The sequence below is a fragment of the Pseudaestuariivita rosea genome (assembly GCF_017592335.1).
Lineage (GTDB): Bacteria > Pseudomonadota > Alphaproteobacteria > Rhodobacterales > Rhodobacteraceae > Parasulfitobacter > Parasulfitobacter rosea.
Map to the genome: position 1 here is coordinate 59,933 of NZ_JACNMP010000008.1, position 24,408 is coordinate 84,340.

At 57.2% G+C, this 24,408-nt stretch carries 16 protein-coding genes; 6 read left to right on the forward strand and 10 right to left on the reverse strand.

The annotated features are described in order from the left end of the window. Positions 1–196 precede the first annotated feature (196 nt). The 3 genes from rpoB (at position 197) to H7848_RS07710 (ending at position 9,801) form a co-directional block, all read left to right on the forward strand. Positions 197–4,351 (forward strand): DNA-directed RNA polymerase subunit beta, encoded by a 4,155-nt coding sequence (gene rpoB, locus H7848_RS07700; RefSeq protein ID WP_208349695.1) that lies wholly within the window; start codon positions 197–199, stop codon positions 4,349–4,351. Positions 4,352–4,646: 295 nt separating this feature from the next. Next, positions 4,647–8,891, forward strand: a complete 4,245-nt coding sequence (gene rpoC, locus H7848_RS07705) for a DNA-directed RNA polymerase subunit beta' (protein WP_208349696.1) — start codon at positions 4,647–4,649, stop codon at positions 8,889–8,891. 97 nt (positions 8,892–8,988) lie between these two features. Continuing rightward, positions 8,989–9,801: a glycosyltransferase gene (locus H7848_RS07710; protein ID WP_208349697.1), complete on the forward strand. Its 813-nt coding sequence runs from the start codon at positions 8,989–8,991 to the stop codon at positions 9,799–9,801. Between the two features lie 54 nt (positions 9,802–9,855). Here the strand turns inward: H7848_RS07710 and H7848_RS07715 are convergent, their stop codons facing one another. Both H7848_RS07715 and H7848_RS07720 read right to left on the reverse strand, forming a co-directional pair. Beyond that, positions 9,856–10,716 (reverse strand): hypothetical protein, encoded by an 861-nt coding sequence (locus H7848_RS07715; RefSeq protein WP_208349698.1) that lies wholly within the window; start codon positions 10,714–10,716, stop codon positions 9,856–9,858. A gap of 64 nt (positions 10,717–10,780) precedes the next feature. Further along, positions 10,781–11,413: a glutathione S-transferase family protein gene (locus tag H7848_RS07720; protein ID WP_208349699.1), complete on the reverse strand. Its 633-nt coding sequence runs from the start codon at positions 11,411–11,413 to the stop codon at positions 10,781–10,783. A gap of 77 nt (positions 11,414–11,490) precedes the next feature. Here H7848_RS07720 and H7848_RS07725 point away from each other — a divergent pair, with 77 nt between their 5' ends. Then, positions 11,491–12,495, forward strand: a complete 1,005-nt coding sequence (locus tag H7848_RS07725; protein ID WP_208349703.1) for a 2-dehydropantoate 2-reductase — start codon at positions 11,491–11,493, stop codon at positions 12,493–12,495. 225 nt (positions 12,496–12,720) lie between these two features. Here the strand turns inward: H7848_RS07725 and H7848_RS07730 are convergent, their stop codons facing one another. The 4 genes from H7848_RS07730 to panC form a co-directional block, all read right to left on the reverse strand. Beyond that, on the reverse strand, positions 12,721–14,499 hold the full coding sequence (locus tag H7848_RS07730; RefSeq protein ID WP_208349706.1) for an acyl-CoA dehydrogenase C-terminal domain-containing protein: 1,779 nt from the start codon (positions 14,497–14,499) through the stop codon (positions 12,721–12,723). A 24-nt stretch (positions 14,500–14,523) separates the two neighbouring features. Further along, positions 14,524–14,928, reverse strand: a complete 405-nt coding sequence (locus H7848_RS07735; RefSeq protein ID WP_419555499.1) for a MerR family transcriptional regulator — start codon at positions 14,926–14,928, stop codon at positions 14,524–14,526. 312 nt (positions 14,929–15,240) lie between these two features. Beyond that, positions 15,241–16,050 carry a 3-methyl-2-oxobutanoate hydroxymethyltransferase gene (panB, locus tag H7848_RS07740; protein WP_208349718.1) on the reverse strand — a complete coding sequence of 270 codons (810 nt, stop codon included), beginning with the start codon at positions 16,048–16,050 and terminating at the stop codon, positions 15,241–15,243. Beyond that, positions 16,047–16,880: a pantoate--beta-alanine ligase gene (gene panC, locus H7848_RS07745; RefSeq protein WP_208349721.1), complete on the reverse strand. Its 834-nt coding sequence runs from the start codon at positions 16,878–16,880 to the stop codon at positions 16,047–16,049. Before panC ends, panB begins: the two co-directional genes overlap by 4 nt. Before the next feature lie 326 nt (positions 16,881–17,206). Here panC and H7848_RS07750 point away from each other — a divergent pair, with 326 nt between their 5' ends. Both H7848_RS07750 and H7848_RS07755 read left to right on the forward strand, forming a co-directional pair. Then, positions 17,207–19,696: a GcvT family protein gene (locus H7848_RS07750; protein WP_208349722.1), complete on the forward strand. Its 2,490-nt coding sequence runs from the start codon at positions 17,207–17,209 to the stop codon at positions 19,694–19,696. Between the two features lie 129 nt (positions 19,697–19,825). Next, the gene (locus H7848_RS07755; RefSeq protein WP_208349723.1) at positions 19,826–20,428 is read left to right on the forward strand and encodes a Hint domain-containing protein; all 603 of its coding nucleotides are present in this window, start codon (positions 19,826–19,828) and stop codon (positions 20,426–20,428) included. Here H7848_RS07755 and H7848_RS07760 read toward each other — a convergent pair. From H7848_RS07760 to H7848_RS07775, 4 genes are all read right to left on the reverse strand, one after another. Next, entirely contained in the window at positions 20,419–21,606 is a 1,188-nt protein-coding gene (locus tag H7848_RS07760) for an MFS transporter (protein WP_208349724.1), read from the reverse strand. The genes H7848_RS07755 and H7848_RS07760 overlap by 10 nt on opposite strands. Further along, positions 21,596–22,387, reverse strand: a complete 792-nt coding sequence (locus H7848_RS07765) for a DUF6065 family protein (protein ID WP_208349725.1) — start codon at positions 22,385–22,387, stop codon at positions 21,596–21,598. Before H7848_RS07765 ends, H7848_RS07760 begins: the two co-directional genes overlap by 11 nt. A 10-nt stretch (positions 22,388–22,397) precedes the next feature. Continuing rightward, positions 22,398–23,063, reverse strand: coding sequence for a hypothetical protein (locus tag H7848_RS07770; protein WP_208349726.1), 666 nt, complete (start codon positions 23,061–23,063; stop codon positions 22,398–22,400). Positions 23,064–23,313: 250 nt separating this feature from the next. After that, the gene (locus tag H7848_RS07775) at positions 23,314–24,384 is read right to left on the reverse strand and encodes a BMP family ABC transporter substrate-binding protein (protein WP_208349729.1); all 1,071 of its coding nucleotides are present in this window, start codon (positions 24,382–24,384) and stop codon (positions 23,314–23,316) included. Positions 24,385–24,408 lie beyond the last annotated feature (24 nt).

Below are 24,408 nucleotides of genomic sequence, written 5' to 3' on the forward strand. Positions count from 1 at the left end.
ATTTATGCGGGTCCAGCCTGACCTGTCTTAATAGTTCCCCGCCAGCACGGGGCACTTTTAGGGAAGGTTTCATGATCGGGAGGCGCCCGGTGGGACGGTCGCCAGGAATAGATCTGAACCCCCTGTCTCAACTGGGTGCATCGCCGGGGCCCGACGGCGGATGCGATCCGATGAGAAACGAAAGGTGTTATCACACATGGCTCAGTCCTTCCTTGGCCAAAAACGCTTGCGCAAATACTACGGAAAAATCCGCGAAGTTCTGGAAATGCCGAACCTGATCGAGGTTCAGAAAAGCTCTTACGATCTGTTTCTGAAATCCGGCGATCAGCTTGAACCGCTTGACGGCGAGGGGATCAAAGGTGTTTTCCAATCGGTTTTCCCGATCAAGGATTTCAACGAAACGGCGGTTCTTGAGTTTGTGAAATACGAACTGGAAAAGCCGAAATACGATGTTGAGGAATGTCAGCAACGTGACATGACTTACAGCGCGCCGTTGAAGGTGACGCTGCGGCTGATCGTGTTTGATGTTGACGAAGACACCGGCGCGAAATCGGTCAAGGATATCAAGGAACAGGATGTGTTCATGGGCGATATGCCCCTGATGACACCCAACGGCACGTTCATCGTGAACGGGACCGAACGGGTGATCGTATCTCAGATGCACCGGTCACCCGGCGTGTTCTTTGACCACGACAAAGGCAAAACGCACAGCTCGGGCAAACTGCTGTTTACCTGCCGTATTATCCCATATCGCGGCAGCTGGCTGGATTTTGAATTCGACGCCAAGGATCTGGTTTTCGCCCGCATTGACCGCCGCCGCAAACTGCCCGTGACGACGCTGCTTTATGCTTTGGGTCTGGATCAGGAAGGCATCATGGATGCCTATTATGATACGATCGACTATAAATATAAGAAGAACAAGGGCTGGATTACCAAGTTCTTCCCTGAACGTGTGCGCGGGACGCGGCCGACGTTTGATCTGGTGGATGCCAAGACGGGTGAGGTGATTGCCGAGGCCGGTAAGAAGGTTACGCCACGTGCGGTCAAAAAGCTGATCGACGACGGCAAGGTCACCGAATTGCTGGTGCCTTTTGACTATATCGTCGGCAAGTTTGCGGCCAGGGATATCATCAACGAAGAAAACGGCGCGATTTATGTCGAAGCCGGGGATGAGCTGACCTGGGAAACCGACAAAGACGGCGACGTCACCGGTGGTACGCTGAAAGAGCTGATGGATGCGGGCATCACCGACATTCCGGTTCTGGATATCGATAACATTACCGTCGGCCCCTACATGCGCAACACCATGGCCAACGACAAGAACATGAACCGCGACACGGCGCTGATGGATATCTATCGCGTCATGCGTCCGGGCGAGCCGCCCACCGTGGATGCGGCCAGCACCTTGTTCGACAGCCTGTTCTTTGACAGTGAGCGTTATGATCTGTCAGCCGTGGGTCGCGTCAAGATGAACATGCGTCTGGCGCTGGATGCCGAAGACACCGTGCGCACCCTGCGCAAGGAAGACATCGTGGCCTGTGTCAAGGCTCTGGTTGATCTGCGCGACGGGCGCGGTGATATCGACGATATCGACCACCTTGGAAACCGCCGGGTGCGGTCCGTTGGCGAGTTGATGGAAAACCAGTATCGCGTGGGTCTGTTGCGGATGGAACGCGCGATCAAGGAACGCATGTCGTCGGTCGAAATCGACACGGTGATGCCGCAGGATCTGATCAATGCGAAGCCTGCCGCAGCGGCTGTGCGTGAATTCTTTGGCTCATCTCAGCTGTCGCAGTTCATGGACCAAACGAATCCGCTATCCGAGGTCACCCATAAACGCCGTCTGTCCGCGCTTGGGCCAGGCGGTCTGACCCGTGAACGCGCGGGCTTTGAGGTGCGCGACGTGCACCCGACCCACTACGGCCGCATGTGCCCGATTGAAACGCCCGAAGGTCCGAACATCGGTCTGATCAACAGTCTTGCGACTTTCGCGCGGGTGAACAAATACGGCTTTATCGAAACGCCTTACCGCAAGGTTGAAAACGGTCAGGTGACAGACGAAGTGCACTATATGTCCGCGACCGAAGAAATGCGCCACACCGTGGCGCAGGCCAACGCGAACCTGGACGAAAGTGGCAAGTTTGTGAATGATCTGGTGTCGACCCGTCAGTCGGGCGAATACACCTTGGCGCCCAATGAAAATGTCGATCTGATCGACGTGTCGCCGAAACAGCTGGTGTCGGTTGCGGCCTCGCTTATTCCGTTCCTGGAAAACGACGATGCGAACCGGGCGCTGATGGGGTCAAACATGCAACGTCAGGCCGTTCCATTGCTGCAGGCGGAAGCCCCGCTGGTCGGCACCGGTATCGAAGAAGTCGTTGCGCGCGACTCTGGCGCCGCCATCATGGCCAAGCGGGCAGGGATCATCGACCAGGTGGACGCCACCCGGATCGTTGTGCGTGCCACTGCTGATCTGGAGCTGGGCGATGCGGGCGTTGATATTTACCGCATGCGCAAATTCCAGCGGTCGAACCAGAACACCTGCATCAACCAGCGTCCGCTGGTGAAGGTGGGTGATACGGTTCAGAAAGGCGAAGTGATTGCCGATGGTCCGTCCACCGATATGGGGGAACTGGCGCTTGGCAAGAACGTGGTCGTCGCGTTTATGCCCTGGAATGGCTACAACTACGAAGACTCGATCCTGATTTCGGAACGTATCGTGCGCGATGACGTCTTCACCAGCGTCCATATCGAGGAATTCGAAGTCGCCGCTCGTGACACGAAACTGGGGCCTGAGGAAATCACCCGCGATATTCCGAACGTCGGCGAAGAGGCCCTGCGGAACCTGGATGAGGCGGGCATCGTCTATATCGGGGCCGAGGTCGGGCCAGCGGATATTCTGGTGGGTAAAATCACACCCAAGGGCGAAAGCCCGATGACGCCGGAAGAAAAGCTGCTGCGTGCGATCTTTGGCGAAAAGGCCAGCGACGTGCGCGACACATCCCTGCGTCTGCCGCCCGGTGACTACGGGACGGTTGTTGAGGTGCGCGTCTTTAACCGCCACGGCGTGGAAAAAGACGAACGTGCCCTGCAGATAGAACGCGAAGAGGTCGAACGCCTGGCCCGTGACCGCGATGACGAGCTGGCGATCCTGGATCGGAATATCTATGCCCGTCTCAAAGGCATGATCCTGGGCAAGACCGCGGTGAAGGGTCCGAAGGGCGTGAAGCCGAATTCGGAAATCACCGAAGATCTGCTGGAAACGCTCAGCCGTGGCCAGTGGTGGCAGTTGGCCTTGGGCGATGAAAAAGACGCCAGCCAGGTCGAGGCCCTGAACGAGCAGTATGAGGTGCAGAAACGCGCCCTTGATGCCCGGTTCGAGGATAAAGTCGAAAAGGTCCGCCGCGGCGATGATCTGCCCCCCGGTGTGATGAAGATGGTCAAGGTCTTCGTGGCTGTGAAGCGCAAGCTGCAGCCTGGTGACAAGATGGCCGGTCGTCACGGCAACAAGGGTGTGATTTCCAAGGTGGTCCCGATGGAGGATATGCCGTTCCTTGCAGACGGTACGCCCGTTGATTTCGTGCTGAACCCGCTTGGGGTGCCGTCACGGATGAACGTCGGTCAGATCCTGGAAACCCACATGGGTTGGGCCGCACGTGGTCTGGGTATTCACATCGACGAAGCGCTTGGGGAATATCGCCGGTCCGGTGATCTGACACCTGTGCGGGATGCGTTGAAGATTGCCTATGGCGATGACGTCTACGACGAAGGCATCCAGGGCATGGATGAAGACACGCTGGTCGAGGCTGCGGGCAATGTGACCCGCGGTGTTCCGATCGCAACGCCTGTTTTCGACGGTGCCAAGGAAGCCGACGTGAATGACGCGCTGGTGCGTGCGGGCTTTAGCGAAAGCGGTCAGTCGGTGCTGTTTGATGGTCGGACGGGCGAACAATTCGCGCGGCCTGTGACGGTGGGCATCAAGTACCTGCTGAAACTGCACCACCTGGTGGACGACAAGATCCATGCGCGCTCCACCGGGCCATACAGCCTTGTGACGCAGCAACCGTTGGGCGGTAAAGCCCAGTTCGGTGGCCAGCGTTTCGGGGAAATGGAGGTCTGGGCGCTGGAAGCATACGGCGCGGCCTATACCCTGCAGGAAATGCTGACTGTGAAGTCGGACGACGTGGCAGGGCGGACCAAAGTGTACGAGTCCATCGTGAAGGGCGAAGACAACTTTGAGGCTGGCGTGCCCGAGTCGTTCAACGTGCTTGTGAAAGAAGTCCGCGGCCTTGGCCTGAACATGGAGCTTCTGGATGCGGAGGAGGACGACGGCGGGATTCCAGCCGAATGACAGTGGGCAAACGCATGATTTCCTTAGGCGTCGCAGCACCGATATTGGCGGGTTGCGATCCTATTGGTGGTATGGATTTCGTGGACACTCGCGACAACTCCCTGATCTATGCGGAATGGGATACCAGTTCACCACACAGGTTATCAGCCTGCAGCTATTCATCGGAGAGGCAGGAAATTGCCCCTCCGCCGCGTGACGTTCTGTGGAGAGCCACAACTGAGGGCGGGCCAATGTCTGAAAATATCTACCGGCGTGCGACGTTCTACGTTTGCCCCGAACTTAGAGAGGTTTCCGAATGAACCAGGAACTGACAAACAACCCGTTCAACCCGTTGACGCCCCCAAAGGTGTTCGACGAAATCAAGGTCTCTCTGGCGTCGCCCGAGCGAATCCTGTCGTGGTCTTATGGCGAAATCAAAAAGCCCGAGACCATCAACTACCGGACGTTCAAGCCTGAACGCGACGGTCTGTTCTGTGCGCGGATTTTTGGGCCGATCAAGGACTATGAATGTCTGTGCGGTAAATATAAGCGCATGAAGTATCGCGGCGTTGTCTGCGAAAAATGTGGGGTTGAGGTGACTCTGCAAAAGGTGCGCCGTGAACGGATGGGCCACATCGAACTGGCCGCGCCCGTGGCCCACATCTGGTTTCTGAAGTCGCTGCCAAGCCGCATCGGCCTGATGCTGGATATGACGCTGCGCGATCTGGAACGGATCCTTTATTTCGAAAACTACGTGGTGATCGAACCCGGTCTGACCGATCTGACCTACGGTCAGCTGATGACCGAAGAAGAGTTCATGGACGCTCAGGACGCCTATGGCATGGACGCCTTTACCGCCAACATCGGCGCCGAGGCGATCCGCGAGATGCTGCAGGCGATTGATCTTGAGGCCGAGGCCGAACAGCTGCGCGCCGATCTGAAAGAGGCAACGGGTGAACTGAAGCCGAAAAAGATCATCAAGCGTCTGAAAATCGTCGAAAGCTTCATCGAATCCGGCAACCGCCCGGAATGGATGATCCTGACCGTCGTGCCTGTGATCCCGCCGGAACTGCGCCCGCTGGTGCCGCTGGATGGTGGCCGCTTTGCGACGTCGGATCTGAACGATTTGTATCGTCGTGTGATCAACCGGAACAACCGTCTGAAGCGTCTGATCGAACTGCGCGCGCCTGATATCATCGTGCGGAACGAAAAGCGGATGCTGCAGGAATCTGTGGATGCGCTGTTCGACAACGGCCGTCGCGGCCGCGTGATCACGGGGGCCAACAAACGCCCGCTGAAATCGCTGTCAGACATGTTGAAGGGCAAGCAGGGCCGCTTCCGTCAGAACCTTCTGGGGAAACGCGTCGACTTCTCGGGCCGTTCGGTCATTGTGACCGGGCCGGAACTGAAGCTGCATCAATGCGGCTTACCCAAGAAAATGGCGTTGGAGCTGTTCAAGCCGTTCATCTATTCGCGGCTTGAGGCGAAGGGGCTATCGTCCACCGTCAAACAGGCCAAGAAGCTGGTCGAAAAGGAACGTCCCGAGGTCTGGGATATTCTGGACGAGGTCATCCGCGAACACCCCGTGATGCTGAACCGTGCGCCTACGCTGCACCGTTTGGGTATTCAGGCGTTTGAACCTGTGCTGATCGAAGGCAAGGCGATCCAGCTGCACCCACTGGTATGTTCGGCCTTTAACGCCGACTTTGACGGCGATCAGATGGCGGTGCACGTGCCGCTTTCGCTGGAAGCCCAGTTGGAAGCGCGCGTGTTGATGATGTCGACGAACAACGTTCTGTCGCCTGCCAACGGTGCGCCGATCATCGTGCCGTCGCAGGATATGATCCTGGGTCTTTACTATGTGACCCTGGAACGTAAGGGCATGAAGGGCGAAGGCATGGCCTTTGCCAGCGTTGACGAAGTTCAGCACGCCCTGGACGCGGGCGAGGTGCATCTGCACTCTAAGATCATCGCGCGTATCAAGCAGATCGATGACGAAGGCAACGAGGTCTACAAACGGTTCGAAACCACCCCCGGCCGTGTCCGACTGGGGGCGCTGCTGCCGCTGAACGCCAAGGCACCGTTTGATCTGGTCAACCGTCTGCTGAAAAAAGGCGAAGTGCAGCAGGTGATCGACACAGTCTATCGTTACTGCGGTCAGAAAGAGTCGGTGATCTTCTGTGACCAGATCATGACCATGGGCTTCCGCGAGGCGTTCAAGGCTGGCATCAGCTTTGGTAAAGACGACATGGTGATCCCCGACAACAAGTGGGACATCGTCGATGGCGTGCGCGACCAGGTCAAAGAGTTCGAACAGCAGTATATGGACGGCCTGATCACTCAGGGCGAAAAATACAACAAGGTGATCGATGCCTGGTCGAAGTGTTCAGATCAGGTGGCGGATTCGATGATGTCCGATATCAGCGCGATGCGGGTTGAGGATGGTGTCGAACAGGAACCGAACTCGGTCTTCATGATGGCCCATTCCAAGGCCCGTGGTTCGCCCGCTCAGATGAAGCAGTTGGGCGGGATGCGCGGTCTGATGGCCAAACCATCCGGTGAGATTATCGAAACGCCGATTATCTCGAACTTTAAGGAAGGTCTGACCGTTCTGGAATACTTCAACTCGACCCACGGGGCCCGTAAGGGTCTGGCGGATACGGCGTTGAAGACTGCGAACTCGGGCTATCTGACCCGTCGTCTGGTGGACGTGGCACAGGATTGTATCGTGCGCGAACACGACTGTGGCACTGAAAACGCCATCACGGCCGAAGCCGCCGTGAACGATGGTGAGATCGTGTCGTCGCTGTCCGAACGCATTCTGGGTCGTGTGGCCGCCGATGACGTTCTGAAACCCGGCACGGACGAAGTGCTGGTGTCGAAGAACGAACTGATCGACGAACGCAAAGCCGATGCGATCGAGGCCGCAGGTCTGGCCAATGTCCGCATCCGGTCGCCCTTGACCTGCGAAAGCGAAGAGGGCGTCTGTGCGATGTGTTACGGTCGTGACCTGGCCCGCGGTACGCTTGTCAACCAGGGCGAGGCCGTCGGTATCATCGCCGCGCAGTCCATCGGTGAACCCGGCACGCAGCTGACGATGCGGACCTTCCACATCGGCGGCATCGCGCAGGGTGGTCAACAGTCGTTCCTGGAAGCCAGCCAGGCTGGTAAGGTCGAATTCCGCAACGCGAATGTGCTGGAAAACGCCGGTGGCGAACAGATCGTCATGGGCCGCAACATGCAGATCGCCATCATTGACGATAACGGCGAAGAACGTGCCAGCCACAAGCTGGGCTATGGTTCGAAGCTGTTGATCAAAGACGGTGCCAAGGTCAATCGTGGGGATAAACTGTTCGAATGGGATCCCTATACCCTGCCGATCATCGCTGAAAAGGCGGGTATGGTACGCTATGTTGATCTGGTCAGCGGGATTGCTGTTCGTGATGAAACTGATGATGCAACGGGCATGACACAGAAGATCGTGTCAGACTGGCGCGCAGCCCCAAAGGGCAACGAACTGAAGCCCGAGATTATCATCGTGGGCAGCGATGGCGAACCGGTGCGGAACGAACAGGGCAACCCTGTGACCTATCCGATGTCGGTTGACGCGATCCTGTCAGTCGAAGACGGTCAAGACATCAAGGCCGGTGACGTCGTCGCGCGTATCCCGCGGGAAGGTGCGAAAACGAAAGACATCACCGGTGGTCTGCCCCGCGTGGCGGAACTGTTCGAAGCCCGTCGTCCGAAAGATCACGCGATCATCGCCGAAATCGATGGTTACGTGCGCTTTGGCCGCGACTACAAGAACAAGCGTCGCATCAGCATCGAACCTGCGGACGAAAGCCTAGAGCCCGTCGAATACATGGTGCCCAAGGGCAAGCACATTCCTGTTCAGGAAGGTGACTTCGTTCAGAAGGGCGACTACATCATGGACGGCAACCCGGCGCCGCATGACATCCTGTCGATCATGGGGATTGAGGCCCTGGCCGACTACATGATTGACGAGGTTCAGGATGTTTACCGTCTGCAGGGCGTGAAGATCAACGATAAGCATATCGAAGTGATCGTGCGCCAGATGCTGCAAAAGTGGGAAATCAGCGAAAGCGGTGACACCACGTTGCTGAAAGGTGAACACGTCGACAAGCAGGAATTCGATGCCGCCAATGACAAGGCGCTGGCCAAAGGCGGGCGTCCGGCGCAGGGCGAACCGATCCTGCTTGGTATCACCAAGGCATCGCTGCAGACACGGTCGTTCATCTCGGCTGCGTCCTTCCAGGAAACGACCCGCGTTCTGACCGAGGCTTCGGTGCAGGGCAAGAGAGACAAGCTGGTCGGCCTGAAGGAAAACGTGATTGTCGGGCGTCTGATCCCTGCGGGAACCGGTGGTGCGACACAGCGCATGCGCCGCATCGCGCAAGAGCGTGACAATGTCGTGTTGGAAGCCCGCCGGGAAGAGGCCGAAGCCGCTGCGGCCCTGGCGGCCCCCACAACATCGGCCGAAGATGTTTTTGGCAGCAATGAGGCCGAGGGCGAAATGATCGATACGCCCGAAAGTCGCTAAACGGTTCAAACGAATAGAAAAGGCCCGCATCATGCGGGCCTTTTTTGTTGCCCGGATGCGTCCTATAACAGTGGGGTGACTTGGATAGGGGATTATGGTGGGACAGCCCGTTAAAAACCAGATCGTCGGACTGATCCGTTTTTCCTATCCATCGATCGGCGGCTTTAAGCAAAGCCAGGATAGCGATGAAAAAACAAGGGCTTATCTTTATGACCCGAACCGTCTTGAACAGCGTTTCCGCCTGTTCGAACGTCTGACCTTACCCAGCCTGATCAAGCAGACTGACCAGGATATGACAGTGCTGATCCTGACCGGTCGCGACCTGCCGCACGCCTATAGCAGCCGTCTGAATGATCTGGTGGCGGGCTATGACTGGATCAAGATCATCCGCTACGCGCCGCGCAAACACTATAACGCGATCAAATCCGCTTTTGCCGAGATCAGCCGCGATGGCTTTACGCATCGCACGACGTTTCGGTTGGACGACGACGACGCGGTGGACATGCGGTTTATCGAACGGCTTCGACGCACCTGCGATGATCTGGCGGGTCATCTGGCCGTGACACGGCCCACGGCGATATCTTTTCAGCACGGGCTATATGTCGATTATCGCAGCACACCGCCCAATCTGTTCAGCGCCACGGAAAAGACGCCCTTGTCTGTCGGTACAGCATTATTGGCGCCCGTTGACTACACGGATAATATTTATCGCCGCAATCACAGGATCTTAGGGCAGTTTTTTAATGTGTTTTCAGACTGCGACCCCCCCAGCTTTATTCGCGCCATTCATGATCACAACGACTGCAATCCGGGCTTTTCTGGACGAACCGGGGATCTGAGCAATCAGGACATCGACCGCGTTCTAAAAGATCATTTCGCGATATCCCGCATGGATCTGCTGGCCCGCTGAACTGTCGCAGATGATCAAAGCCCCCTCCGAAAGGAAGGGGCCACGGCATTCGGTTCAGCTTGACGGGGATCGGAAATTACCATCTTCACTATCAGGCTGGGGTCCGCCGTTGATTTCGTCCCGCAGATTATTACCCCACCCAATCGGTGCAGGCCCAAGATAGTTAACGTTCAGATCACCCGCTTCGGCGACGGTGCCTGCGACACTGTTCGAATTCTGCGATCTGAAGTTATAGTTCAGGTCGGCCGCGCCGATTTCACGTGCAGCGTCCTGCATGTCGGCCCATCGCGCGCCTTCATTCACCTGGGCTCCGTTCTGAGCCTTAAACAGGTTCCACTGTCCGCCGATGCTGTAGCTTTTCAGAAAGTCACCCAAGCTCATGACCTGGACATTCAGCTTGGTCTGATCGACGCCGTTCACATCCGGGTCACTGGACGGCCCCGCATTGATGATCTGCGCGGGCGAGCCATCGGCCGGAATACGGATAAAGTGTCGGTGATCGGCCAGACCCGTCGCTGGCCCCAGGTTGATCGCCGCCGTCACAGCATAGATGCCAGGGTCCAACACATCAGACCAGTCGATCTTAGGATCGCCTTCGACGCTGTTGGCAATGGCTTGGTTCAAGCCGCCGTTTTCAGTGATCTGGTTGCGCAGCGTGGCGATCTTTTCACGGGTCTGGGGGTCTGAGGTCGAGGTGATATCAGCCGCCGTCACGGTGTCGTTGTTTCGGACGGATTGCGAAACAGAAAAGCGGATCTCATTGGGGCCCAAGGGGTCGGGCCGTGTGAAACGGTTTGCGACGGCGGGCGCCTGGGTGCTTTGCTGGGCCAAGGCAGTGCCAAAATCAGCCTTGTCCACTGTGGGCGCGGGCGTTTTCGCGATACTGCCCGCCGTTGCTTGCTGGATATGTGTCATATCTGATCCTCTGTCTGTGGGTGGTGCCCCATTCAGACCAGAACGACCTTACGGCAAGCTGACGTTAGGCTGCTTTTAATGCCCGTGGCATCAAATCATAAGGCGGTGCCCAATCGGGCAGGTCTGAGATACGGGTCAGCCAGGCGTCGATATGGGGCCAGTCTTTGCGATCAAAGCCCATGTCTTCGGGATAATACAGATAGCTGCAGCAGCTTAGGTCAGCCGCGGTGATGGTATCGCCCACCAACCATGGCTGATCCTGCAGGGCGGTGTTGAGGATTTTGAACGCGACACGTTGGCGGCCTTCTAGAAAGGCGATCGTCTCAGCGGGGCGTTTGTCCGCTGGCAGAAAGTTTTTCAGAAAGCGCAGGACGCCGATGTTTGACGACATTTTGTGATTGTCCCACAGCACCCATTTCAGAACATCCCGCCGGATGGCAGGATCATGCAGCCCGAAAAGCCCCGTCTTTTCCGACAGATAATCCAATATCACACCAGATTGTGTCAACGTGACATCACCGTCGACCATCACAGGCGCTTCGCCCATGGGGTTCAGGGCCAGATAGTCGGGCGTGCGGTTTTCGCCGTTGAAGAAATCAACAAAGACGGGCTGCCAATCCAGTTTGGCCAGGGTCAATGCCAGCGCAACCTTGTAGGAATGGCCGCTTTCGCCGAAACAGTGCAGTTTTATGGTCATGGGGTGGCTCCTGGATATGTGCTGGTATTTGAACGCACTGCGGGGCATTCTTCAAGCGGACAAAAGGGGCAGGGCGGATGACATTGCAAAAAATCGTCATATTGGGGGCCGGCAGCATTGGGTGTTTCGTGGGCGGGCATTGGGCCGCCGCTGGTGCTGATGTCACGCTGTTGGGCCGCGCGGGCAAGCTGGACGCGCTGTCGGGCGGATTGGTTCTGGGCAGTGACGCGGGGCAGATATCTGTCGCGCCTGATCGATATCAGTTGGCCACCGATCCGGCCGTTCTGGGGCAGGCGGATCTGATCGTTCTGGCGATCAAGTCCCATGGGTTGCCGACTGCGATTGCTGAAATCACGGCCCATGCCGGGGAAATGACGCCGGTATTGAGTTTGCTGAACGGCGTCAGACCCGCGGCCACACTGGCGCGTGAACTGCCGGAACGCTGCGTTTTGGCTGGGATGGTGCCGTTCAACGTGGTTTGGAAGTCGGGCAATCACCTGCATCGGTCAAGTCTGGGCCAGGTTGTCGTGCAGCGCAGCCCCGAGACAGCCGCGCTGGCGCGTCAGGTTCAAGATAGCGGAGCGCCGGTTGATCCTGTGATCGATATAACATCCATTCAATACGGCAAGCTATTGTTAAATTTGAATAATCCTGTTAATGCGCTGTCGGGAGTGACGCTTTATCAGCAGATGTCTGACCGCGGCTTTCGTCGCATTTATGCGGCTGTCTTGGAAGAAACCCTGACCGTTTATCGTGCCGCGGGTATCCACCACGAAAAGGTCGGGCCAATGTCGCCCGGTCTGATCATCCGCCTGCTGCGCAGCCCTGATTTTCTGTTTGGACTTGCTTTGCGTATTCAGAAGCTGGACCGCGACAGCATGACGTCCATGGCCGTAGACCTGCGCGATGGGCGCAAGACCGAGATTGAGGTGATCAACCAGGAAATCGTCGATCTGGCCGCCAAGACTGGGCAAACCGCACCGCTGAACGCAAAGCTGGTGGATTTGATTCATCAGGCTGAACAAGGGGGGCAGAAGGTTTATTCAGCTGAGGAATTGGCGGCCGCTTTGGGGCTTGGCTGATTCATCTTCCTAAAATGAAATTGCTTTGTTCAACCAACCCGCCCGGTGGGCACCACCGGGCAGCGCCCGACCGCCCCCCATGGGCGGGCGCTTCACGCCCACCCGCGGACGGCCGCTGCCCTCTTCGTTTTAGTATCCATGCTTCAAAACTTCAGGCCGATGCACGTAAAATAAAACGGGCGCCCGAGAGTTCGGACGCCCGCTGATCACGTGAGTGGTTAGACTTTAGAAGTTCGCCGCATCCAGCGCCATGACCGTGTCTGCGCCGCTTTCGATGCGGGCCAGATGGGTGCCGGTGACGGGCAGCTGGCGGGCCATGTAGTATTTACCCGTGGCGATTTTGGTTTCATGGAACTCGGTGTCGGATGTGCCGTTTTCCAGCGCGGTGTAGGATGCCTTGGCCATCATCGACCAGACATAGCCCATGCAGACCTGACCGAAGAGGTGCATGAAATCATAGCTGCCCGACAGCGCATTGTTCGGGTTCTGCATCCCGTTCTGCATGAAATACATGCCAGCGGCCTGCAGGTCCTTGGACGCTTTCTTCAGCGGTTCCAGGAAGGCTTTGTTCAGGTCTTCGTTGGCTTCGTTTTCTTTGATAAAGCCCTTGATCAGCTCAAAGAAGCCCATAAAGGTCTGGCCGCCGTTCATGGGCAATTTGCGCCCGACCAGGTCCAACGACTGCACGCCGTTTGTACCTTCGTAGATCATGGTGATCCGGCTATCGCGAACGAACTGTTCCAGGCCCCATTCCTTGGTAAAGCCGCTGCCGCCCAGGGTTTGTTGGGCCAGAACGGTGGTTTCAAAGCCTTTATCGGTCAGGAAGCCCTTGACGATCGGGGTCAGCAGCGACACCAGGTCGTCGGCTGCTTTATCCTCATCACGCTTGGCTTTGTCGATCAGTGTCGCGGCCCACAGGGCAAAGGCACGGGCACCTTCGATGAAGGATTTCTGATCCATCAGGTTCCGACGCACGTCGGGGTGGACGATGATCGGATCGGCGGGTTTGTCAGGTGCCTCGGTCCCGGTGACCGCGCGACCCTGCAGTCGGTCCTGCGCGAAGGCCAGCGCGTTCTGATAGGCCACCACGCCTTGGGCATAGCCCTGCAGGCCAACGCCGATGCGGGCTTCGTTCATCATGGTGAACATCGCGCGCATGCCTTTGTGCATTTCACCAATCAGGAAGCCGGTGGCGCCGTCATAGTTCATCACACAGGTCGCGTTGCCGTGGATGCCCATTTTCTTTTCCAGACCACCACAGGACAGGCTGTTGCGTTCGCCCAGGCTGCCATCTTCCTTGACCATGAACTTCGGAACGATGAACAGTGAGATACCCTTAACGCCGTCGGGCCCGCCGGGAATTTTCGCCAGAACAAGGTGAATGATGTTGTCCGACAGGTCGTGTTCGCCGGCCGAAATCCAGATTTTCTGACCCGAGATTTTATAGGTGCCATCGTCCTGAGGTTCCGCCTTTGTGCGGATCAGGCCCAGATCGGTGCCGCAATGCGGTTCGGTCAGGTTCATTGTACCTGTCCAGGTGCCTTCGATCATCTTGGGCAGGTAGGTTGCTTTTTGTTGGTCCGACCCATGTTCATGGATCGCGGAATAGGCACCGTGGGTCAGGCCCTGATACATGTTGAACGCCATGTTCGAGGCGGTGAACATTTCACCCACAGCAGACCCCAACACGAAAGGCATACCCTGCCCACCGTATTCGGGATCTGCATCCAGACCCAGCCAGCCCCCTTCGACCATCTGGTCATAGGCTGCCTTGAACCCCTTGGGCGTCCGCACGACGCCGTTTTCCAGGTGGCAGCCTTCTTCGTCGCCTACGGGATTAAGCGGTGCCAGCACCTCAACCGAAACCTTGCCGGCCTCTTCCAGGATCGCGCTTGTGAAGTCGCGGTCCAGATCGGCGTAACCAGGTGTAGATTGTTCCGACACTTGCAAAACGTCATGCAGAACAAATTGCATGTCTTTGGTCGGGGCGGTGTAATGCGGCATCTCTCTCTCCCTTGAGACTAACGATTACTCAGCGGCTTGTGAGCTATGAAGCGATTTAACCATTTCATCGACCCATGTCAGCTGTTCCTTTAGGTCACGAATTGCCAGATCCAGTTCACTGCGCTGGCGTTCCATGTCTGCAAGGTGCTTTTGGCCAAGCTCCTGAGTTTTGATAAGTTGTGTGGCCTGCTGATCGTTCAGATCATACAGATCCAGCAGTTGGCGGATTTCCTCAAGGCTGAAACCAAAGCGCTTGCCGCGCAGGATCAGCTTAAGGCGGGCGCGATCGCGCCGGGTGAACAGCCGTTTCTGACCCTCACGGATCGGGAACAGCAGTTCCTTGGCTTCGTAGAACCGCAATGTGCGAGGAGTCACTTGGAACGCATCACACATTTCACGAATAGTCATAGTTGTACCAGTCATGATCATTTCTCTCGCGTGTTGTTGAATGACCGGTCAAATGCGGCTCGTAGGCGTTTCTTACAAGCTTTCTTGACCTAAGGGTAATTGTAACGCGGCGTCATTCAATAGCTGACGAAAGGTAAAGGAAGTCTTACCCGTGTTTTGCGCAACTTTTGAAAATTCAAAGCGCTTTGAGTTCAGGAAATTTGGCGAAAATGCCTTATTTTCCTTGTCGCGTGATTACGTGACGAGTCGCGCTGAACGCATCGGTTCACACAAGAAAATTCGAATGGCCTGGCCAAATCTGCTTAAAATGGATGCGTCACGTTACGTCCGAAATCACCGATAGACCTGGTCTTCGCCGGGGAAGCTGCGCGATTTGACCTCATCGGCGTAGTCGCTGACGGCTTTTTCGATCATCGGGCCCAGGGTGCCGTAGACCTTGACGAATTTCGGGGTCCAGGGGTTCATGCCCAGCATATCCTCCAGCACCAGGATCTGACCGTCGCAATCCGCACTGGCGCCGATGCCGATGGTGGGGATGTCGATCTGTTTGGTGATTTTCGCGGCCAGGGGTTCGACCATGCCTTCCAGCACGACGGCAAAGGCACCCGCTTCGGCCACCGCTTTGGCGTCGGCTTCGTGGGCGGGCCAGGTGTCTTCCTGACGGCCTTGGGTCTTGAACCCGCCCATCACGTGACTGGATTGCGGGGTCAGGCCGGTGTGCGCCATCACCGGGATGCCGCGTTCGGTCAGGAATTGGATCGTTTCAGCCATCCGTTCGCCGCCTTCCAGCTTGACCGCACCGCAACCGGTTTCCTTCATGACGCGGGCCGCGTTGCGGAAGGCGATGTTCGGGCTTTCCTCATAGGTGCCAAAGGGCATGTCGACCACAATCAGCGCTTTCTGCGTGCCGCGCACCACGGCCTTGCCATGCATGATCATCAGGTCCAGCGGCACACCCACGGTGGTTTCCATTCCGTGCATCACCATACCCAGACTGTCCCCTACAAGGATGAAATCGGCATATTTATCGACGATCGCTGCGGTGTGGGCGTGATAGGACGTGAGCGAGACAATCGGATCACCCCCCTTGCGCGCGGCAATCTGTGGAACGGTGTTGCGGCGGATTTTGTTCTGGACGCTCATGGTGTGATGACCCTTTGATCGATTAACAGAATGCCGCCGAATTCGGCCGACAGCATGATGGCGGTGGGATGGGATAGGGGGCCTGATAGCGGGGCCAGCGTTTCGGCGTGGACGATATCAAGACCTTTGAGTGTGGCGCGTGGTTCAGCGGAGATGGTGTCGCGGATCGTTTTTTCGGCGGCTTCTATAGTATCAGTGTTTTCCGCCGCATCCAAAGCGCGCGACAGAACGGTGGCCACAGCGCGGTCCGGGTCTGACAGGCGCACGTTGCGCGATGACATCGCCAAGCCGTCCGCTTCGCGCATCGTTGGCACGCCGATGATCCGGATCGGAAAATGCAGGTCGCGGACCATTCGTTTGATGATCTGCAGTTGTTGATAGTCCTTTTCGCCGAACACAGCGATATCAGGCTGCACCATGTTAAACAGCCGCGCGACAACGGTTGTCACCCCGCGAAAATGGCCGCGGCGGACCTGCCCGTGCAGCATATTGGCCATGCGCGTGGTTTCGACAATGGTTTCATCGCCCTCGGGATAGACATCGGCGACCTCGGGGATCAGCACCGCGTCCACGCCCGCCGCGCGCAGCATGTCCAGATCGCGGGTTTCATCCCTGGGATAGGCCTCAAGATCAGCCGCTTGCCCAAACTGAGTGGGGTTCACAAAGATTGTCACGACCACGCGATCGGCGCTTTCCTTGGCCTGATCCACCAGCGCCATATGCCCTGCGTGCAGAAACCCCATGGTGGGGACCAATGCGACGCTTTCAGAGGCCGCGCGAAAGGCTGACACCGTTGCGCGCAGATCAGCAATGTGGCGACAAACCCTCATAGATATCGACATTGTATCTTTGACACAGCCGACGCAACGAAGCGTGCAGGGCGGCGCCGGCCCGAGGGGGGCGCAAACGCGCCGCCCTGGGGGGCGGGTCGGCGCGGCCCGGTGGTGCCCACCGGGCGAATAAGATGAATTGGCAATCCCGCGTTACGCATTCTGGGGCTCATACGCCTTCCCAAACGTCATTCAGACGGTTTGATACTGCGCAACTTTCTGATCTACAACCAGATCATGGTCGGTTTTGCAGTCTGATGCGTCGGAAGAACGGCGCAGGTTTTGAACGATTGCGCCAAACTGATCCAAAAAGACGGAGAGCGCCCATGAAAACACATGTCAAAGCCCTGGTTGTCGGTGGGGGCGCTGTGGGGACCTCGATTGCCTATCACCTTGCCCGCGCAGGGTGGGACACGATGTTGCTGGAACGGGATGAGCTGACCAGCGGTTCGACCTGGCATGCGGCGGGGCTTTTGCCGTATTTCAATATGTCCTATGCGACGACCCACATTCATGACTATTCGATCAAATTCTATAAGGGGCTTGAGGCCGAAACGGGCCTGAACGCTGGCTTCTATGTCGTGGGCAACCTGCGGATGGCCCAAACCGACGCGCGGATGGATGAATATATGCTTTATGCGTCCACGGCTGAAACATGCGGTGTGCCATATGAATGGCTGTCACCTGCGCAGATCAAGGATCGCTATCCGCTGGTCCGGACCGAGGACCTGAAAGGCGCGATTTATCACCCGACCGATGGCTATATAAACCCCGCGGATGTGACCATGGCGATGGCCAAGGGCGCGCGGCAGCATGGCGCAGTGATCGAACGCAAGTGGCAGGTGGATGGCTATGACTGGACCGGGTCTGAATGGCGTGTGACGGTCACGAAGATGGTGGAAAAGGGCGGCAACCTTGTGCCCTCGGACGAGCAGACGGTTATCACTGCCGAACATGTGGTCACGGCCACCGGCAACCATGCGCAGCGGACGGCGCAGTTGTTGGGGCTGAAAATCCCGGCCATTCCGGTTGAGCATCAATATATCGTCACCGAACCCGATCCGGCGCTGGTCGAGTGGCGCAAGTCGAACCCCGAACACCCGGTGCTGCGGGACGCCGACGCCAAGTGGTACGTGCGCGAAGAACGCGGCGGCTGGATCTTGGGCCCTTATGAACGCAATGCCCCTGCGCGGTTTGAATATGCCGTGCCGGACAGCTTCCGCGCGGATCTGTTCCCGCTGGATCTGGAGCGGATTGAAGAAGAATACATGAGCATGATCCACCGCATTCCGTCTTCGGAAACCGTGGGGCTGAAGGACGACTATAACGGTCCGATCTGCTATACACCCGACGGCAACCCCTTGCTGGGGCCTGCGCCGGGGCTGCAGAACATGTGGCTGGCCGAGGGGTTCAGCTTTGGCATCACGGCGGCCGGTGGGGCAGGGCACTATCTGGCGCAGCTGATGGTCGAGGGCGAGGCCGAGATCGACATGGCCAGCCTTGATCCCAAGCGCTATGGGCCCTGGATGACCACCGAATACGCCGCCCGCAAGAATGAAGAGGCGTATGAACACGTCTATATCCTGCACCACCCGGACGAAGAACGCCCGGCCTGCCGCCCCCTGCGCACCAGCCCGGCCTATGACCGGCAAAAAGCGGCGGGGGCTCAGTTTGGGCAGGTGAATGGATGGGAACGGCCGAATTATTATGCACCTGACGGGTTCAATGACCACGACAGCCGCAGTTTCCGCCGCGGCGGGTGGTGGCAATATGCTGTGGACGAGGCGAAAGCGATCCGCAGCGGTGTTGGTCTGATCGATGCCACCGCCTTTGCCAAACATCGCATCAGCGGCCCGGGCGCGACGGCGTTTCTGGATTGGTTCACCTGCAACCGTCTGCCCAAGGTCGGGCGGATCAACCTGACCTATGTGCTGACCAGCCATGGCACGACCCGCACTGAATATACCATCGTGCGGGTGGCCGAGGATGATTATTACCTGATTTCCGCAGGCGCATGGCATGCCTATGATCAGGATTATCTTTATAACGCGATCATGGATAAGGAACCCGAGTTCGGCCGCATCAACGAACAGGACGTGACGACCCAATGGGGCGTCTTCGCCATTGCAGGGCCAAAGTCGCGGGATGTGCTGCAAAGCCTGGTCAGGGATGCTGACCCCGAAACTGTGTTAAGCAACAAGCGCTTTCCGTGGCTGTCCATGCGGAACATCGAACTGGGCATGTGCCCGGTGCGTGCGGTGCGGGTGGCCTATACGGGCGAGTTGGGGTGGGAACTGCACCACCCGATTGAGATGCAGAACTATCTGTGGGACCAGCTGATGGTCGCGGGCGAGCCCCATGGCCTGAGGCTGGTGGGCGCGCGGGCGCAAAACTGGCTGCGGCAGGAAAAAAGCTATCGCGCCTTTGGCACCGAACTGGGCCGTGACGCGACGCCGCTTGAGGCAGGGCTGGATCGGTTTGTTGATCTTGAGAAAGATTATCACGGCAAGCAGGCGATGCTGGACACCGGCGTGCGCTTCAAATGCGCGACGTTCCTGATTGATGGCCCATCGGATGCGGACCCCTGGGGGCGTGAGGCGCTTTATCATGGCGACACGCGCGTTGGGCGCCTGACCTCGGGCGGGTATTCGGTGCATTTCGGGAAATCCATCGGCATGGGCTATGTCACACCGGATCTGGCCGCACCTGGCACACAGCTGAAGGTTAAGATGTTTGACCAGCTTTGGGACGCCGAAGTGGCAGAAGACAGCCCATATGACCCCAAAAACGCGACAATCCGCGCAGATATCACCTGATCGGGTCAAAATCGATCACGAAATGCCAAGCCTTTTCCCTGATTTTGCCGCATTTGGTGTTAACGCTGAACTGTAGTGGGGAAACTTGGGGCGCTTGTACACATGGGACACCTGTCTGAAAAAGATAGGATGCTGCAGCATCTTCTATCCGGTCTGGCATCGAACAGTGAAATTCGCACACCGTGCGGGCCGCGCCGCATTTCCTGTATCCGGCCCGGCGATCTGATCATCACGCGCGACAACGGCTTGCAACCTGTCCGCATGGTCTGGAGCTATCATCTGCATGACGTCCTGCAACCGTCAAAGCCAAGGTCGCCTGTTTGCCTGAAAACGCGTGCCGTTGGCCCCATGATGCCAATGAAACCGTTGATCCTGGCACCTGATCACAAGGTTCTCGTGCCGTCCTATCTTGTGGCCAGTGCTGATGACGCAGATCAGGCTTGCTTTCTGGCTGCGTCCGGTCTGGCGGGGTCAAACGCCTTGGCGTATTATGATGCGAATGGCCAGGCGGGTGAGTTCTTTAACCTGGTGTTCGATCACCACGAAATCATCTTTGCCAATGGTCTGCCGGTCGAGTCATTCCGCCCGACGGTCGAGGCGCTGTCTTGTGTCGATGAAACGGCCCGCGCTGAAATCACGGCGCGGTTTCCTGCGTTGAAGCTGCAGAAAACGCCGTTTCCAGCCGCTTATCGCACCATTGGCTCGGCTGAGTATCTGCCTATTTACGCCTGATCTGCCTGAAATCTGATGTTTGTGCGTACCACAGATATCGGCACGGGCTTTCGCATGGCGCGCACGCAATAGGCGGTCAGTAAAAGCGACAGGATCGTGGCAGCAAGGCCGATGTATAACCCCGCCATGCTTGCCACAGGAATGGCAAACACAAAGGCTGCGCCGCCGATGCGGGCTGCGATGATGTCCAGGCTGGCAATGCGCCCGTGCTGCACCTTGTCGCTTAGACGGAAGGCCAGATCGGTGGTCGGCGCGTTGTTCAACGCCATGCCCATACCGATGCAAATGGCGGCGATGCTGGTCAACAGCAGTGTCGGCTCAAGCAGGGTAAAGATTCCGACACCGCCAAGGTTCAGCAGGACACCTGCGTTCAGCATAAAGCCCACGTTCACCCATTTGCCGGTTTTGGCGATGATGAAATTGCCCAGGCTGAAGGTCGCCCAAAGCAGGAACAGGATAAAGCCGATTTCAGTGAAAGTTCCGCCCTCGTCCCCATAGCTGAGCGACAATGACACGATGAACCAAGTCGTCATACCATAGTTCAGCGCGACATAAGCCATGACCGCCCAGACCTTGGCACTGATGCGTTGGCGCATTTCCGAAAGTTCGGGTGTTGCGGTTTCATAGCTGACCACGTCGCGGGACGAGGGCAGCCCGAAGAATGCAATGATCGTGACCATGGGCACCATCAGCCAGCCGATCTGCCAGCTGAAATTATCTGTCAGAACCGCGCCGATAAAAGGATAAAGCGCGGCAGCGGCCCCCGTCAGCATTCCCCAGAACCCCAGGGCTGCAATCGGATCATGCGGTTTACGGGCCGCCAGAAGGGCGGGCACCATGGGCGAAAACAACCCCGCGCCGATGCCCTGCACAATGCGGAAGACAAGCGCCTGTTCGCCCGATTGCGCAAAAAGAACGGCAACAGCTGACGCCCCAAACAACAGCGCACCACCGGCAAAGACTGTTTCGCGCGAAAATTTATCGCCCAGCCAACCACCGACCAGAACCGAGGTGACAAGTGCCACGCTATAGGCCACGATCAGCAATCTGGCGAATTCATCATCGAACCCAAGCGACTGGGACATACTTTCCAAAATCATCGGGAAAGTCGTTATTTCGATCACATAGGCAATGCTGGCCAGCATTATCCCAAAAGCAGGAATACCTTTAAATCGCACCCGGGTCGCTCTTTCTTCGCTTGCGTGCCGTTTTGGCATAATCACCAGGCACGCGTTTATCGCCTACGCGTTCGACAATTGTAGCACGATAATCGTTCCAGTCAGCCTCTGTCATGTCGTGCATCCCTGCAACCTTTTTCGCGCTTTGGTTGATTTTCGGGTCTAGATGGCTGCGATGCAAGGGCTGAATTGTAAAAAGTGGGTGATTGTGTTTAAAATCCACACGTGTGTCCGTCTTGGTCAGACGGATGTTCGTGAACAGCGGGCCGAACCAGCGGTCGGTTTCGACCACCCCTTCAAATCCCTGAAAGTGCTGATTTTTCGGCAGGTTGGCCGGTTCACGGATCAGCAGGCACCAGTCGGGCGCCGTGCGCGCAATCAGGCCTGACCAGATTTGCAGCACACCGGGCTGCAGAACGGACGCCAGAAAGGGCGGCGAATATCCGCGGATATCTTCGGGGCAGTGAGAATCAAACTCGGCCGCGAACTTGGGAAATTGCGCGGCATCCAGCGGCATCCAGTCAGCGGCACCATCATAGGTCCAATGGATCTGAGTGCCATCCCACATCAGCGAAAAGTCGATCGGCGGGAACACATACCACCCCAGGCCCGATGCTACGCGGATCGGTTCGCAATAGCGATAGGCGCGCAGGGGCAGGGTGCCGCCCGCGGCTTGATCGGCGGGCACAGGTTGGCTGGCCGATGGGACCATCCGGTAAAACGTCGCCAGCGCCTCTGTTTCAGGGGCGCTGACGGTATCGGTCTTTTGTCCGTCGTGCATTCAGAACAAATCAGGCAGCGATGTCGAAAGCTGGTGATTTGTTCGCGATGTGCACGCGACCGGCGTCTTCGCAATCGGTGCTGAAGGCAGGTGACTTGTTGGCGATGTGGACGCTGCCCGCATCTTCGCAATCCACGCTGAAAGCTGGTGATTTGTTTGCGATGTGGACGTTACCTGCGTCTACACAGTCCGTGCTGAATGCGGGCGACTTGTTGGCGATGTGAACAGTGCCAGCATCTTCGCAATCCGTGCTGAACGCAGGTGACTTGTTGGCAATGTGAACAGTGCCGACATCTTCGCAATCCACTGCGAAAGCAGGTGATTTATTCGCAATATGCACGTTACCTGCGTCTGTACAGTCGGTGCTGAAAGCGGGCGATTTGTTTGCGATATGAACGCGGCCAGCGTCGTCACAATCCGTACGGAAAGATGGTGATTTGTTGGCAATATGAACGCGGCCTTGGTCTTCGCAATCGACGTTAAACGCAGGCGACTTGTTTGCGATGTTAACGTTTCCGATGTCTTTCGTATCGGCGAACTCGGTACGGAAAGCAGGGGATTTGTTTGCGATGTGAACACGGCCCGCGTCAGTCACGTGATCGAATTCGGTCTCGAAAATCGGTGATTTGTTGGCGATGTGAACGAGGCCGGCATCAAGTGTGTCGCGAAGGGTCATCGTTATCTCCTGAGGATATGGTTAATACAACCTTAGGTTTTCAATAGATACATGGTCTGTCAAACACTTCTTGAAATAATTGTGTCCGCAACCACAAGTTGTGCCACAATTTGTGGTAGGCCCAACATATTGCGGCCAAAATATGACATGGTTACTAAGACTTGACGTGCGGGAAATAGAATCACCCGTGAATACATCATAAAAATAGCCCGGCAAAATGCCGAGCTATTGTCACTTCAGTAGGCGGATTTTAGTTCGGAATTTCGCCTGTCAGACCCTCGATATAGAAATCCATACCGGCCAGGGTTCCGTCATCTGCGACCTCACCTTCGGCCAGCCACGGGGTGCCGTCCTGACGATTTATCGGGCCGGTAAAAGGGTGATATTCGCCCGCCGCAATCGCGGCTGCCATGGCTTCTGCTTCTGCTTTAACGTCGGCTGGAACGCGGTCCGAGATCGGCGCAAGTTCGACCATGCCAGGCGCGATACCGTCCCAGGTGTCGGCGCTTTCCCAGGTGCCATCCTTCACCGCGCGAACCCGATCGATGTAGTAAGGCGCCCAGTTATCAATGATCGCAGTCAACTGCGCATTGGGGCCGAAATTGCCCATATCCGAGGCCTGACCGAAGGCAACTATCCCTTTTTCTTCGGCAATTGTCATCGGTGCGGTGGAATCTGTGTGCTGCATGATCACGTCTGCGCCCTGTTCGATCAGCGCTGTTGCAGCGTCGGCTTCCTTGGCTGGATCGAACCATGTGTAGACCCAAACGACATTGAATTCGACATCAGGGTTCACCTTCTTGGCATGCAGGTAAGCGGCGTTGATCCCTCGGATCACTTCGGGGATCGGATAGGACGCGATATAGCCCACCTTGTTCGTTTCCGTCATGTGCCCCGCGATATGGCCGATCACCGCACGACCTTCGTAAAAGCGGGCGGAATAGGTCGACACATTGTCGGCGCGCTTATAGCCAGTGGCATGTTCAAACCGAACATTCGGAAACTTCGACGCCACGTTCATCGTCGCATCCATAAAACCGAAAGATGTCGTGAAAATCAGGTCATGACCCGAAAGTGCCATTTGCGTCAAAACACGCTCAGCATCGGCGCCTTCGGGCACGCTTTCGACAAAGGTGGTTTCAACCGCATCACCGAATTCTTCCTCGATCGCCAAGCGGCCTTCGTTGTGTTCGTAGGACCAGCCATAGTCGCCCACAGGGCCCACATAGATGAAGCCGACCTTGGTGGGGTCCTCGGCCATGGCGGCGGTGGCCAGCCCAAGGGCCGCGGCGGCGGTTGTCAGCATTGTTTTGATTTTCATTCAGGTTTCTCCCGGTTGGTGGCC

Excerpts from the sequence above, each read along its gene's own strand:
- rpoB (WP_208349695.1), top strand. The coding sequence starts at position 197 with ATGGCTCAGTCCTTCCTTGGCCAAAAACGCTTGCGCAAATACTACGGA.
- rpoC (WP_208349696.1), top strand. The coding sequence starts at position 4,647 with ATGAACCAGGAACTGACAAACAACCCGTTCAACCCGTTGACGCCCCCA.
- H7848_RS07715 (WP_208349698.1), bottom strand. The coding sequence starts at position 10,716 with ATGACACATATCCAGCAAGCAACGGCGGGCAGTATCGCGAAAACGCCC.
- H7848_RS07720 (WP_208349699.1), bottom strand. The coding sequence starts at position 11,413 with ATGACCATAAAACTGCACTGTTTCGGCGAAAGCGGCCATTCCTACAAG.
- H7848_RS07725 (WP_208349703.1), top strand. The coding sequence starts at position 11,491 with ATGACATTGCAAAAAATCGTCATATTGGGGGCCGGCAGCATTGGGTGT.
- H7848_RS07730 (WP_208349706.1), bottom strand. The coding sequence starts at position 14,499 with ATGCCGCATTACACCGCCCCGACCAAAGACATGCAATTTGTTCTGCAT.
- H7848_RS07735 (WP_419555499.1), bottom strand. The coding sequence starts at position 14,928 with ATGATCATGACTGGTACAACTATGACTATTCGTGAAATGTGTGATGCG.
- panB (WP_208349718.1), bottom strand. The coding sequence starts at position 16,050 with ATGAGCGTCCAGAACAAAATCCGCCGCAACACCGTTCCACAGATTGCC.
- panC (WP_208349721.1), bottom strand. The coding sequence starts at position 16,880 with ATGAGGGTTTGTCGCCACATTGCTGATCTGCGCGCAACGGTGTCAGCC.
- H7848_RS07750 (WP_208349722.1), top strand. The coding sequence starts at position 17,207 with ATGAAAACACATGTCAAAGCCCTGGTTGTCGGTGGGGGCGCTGTGGGG.
- H7848_RS07755 (WP_208349723.1), top strand. The coding sequence starts at position 19,826 with ATGCTGCAGCATCTTCTATCCGGTCTGGCATCGAACAGTGAAATTCGC.
- H7848_RS07765 (WP_208349725.1), bottom strand. The coding sequence starts at position 22,387 with ATGCACGACGGACAAAAGACCGATACCGTCAGCGCCCCTGAAACAGAG.
- H7848_RS07770 (WP_208349726.1), bottom strand. The coding sequence starts at position 23,063 with ATGACCCTTCGCGACACACTTGATGCCGGCCTCGTTCACATCGCCAAC.
- H7848_RS07775 (WP_208349729.1), bottom strand. The coding sequence starts at position 24,384 with ATGAAAATCAAAACAATGCTGACAACCGCCGCCGCGGCCCTTGGGCTG.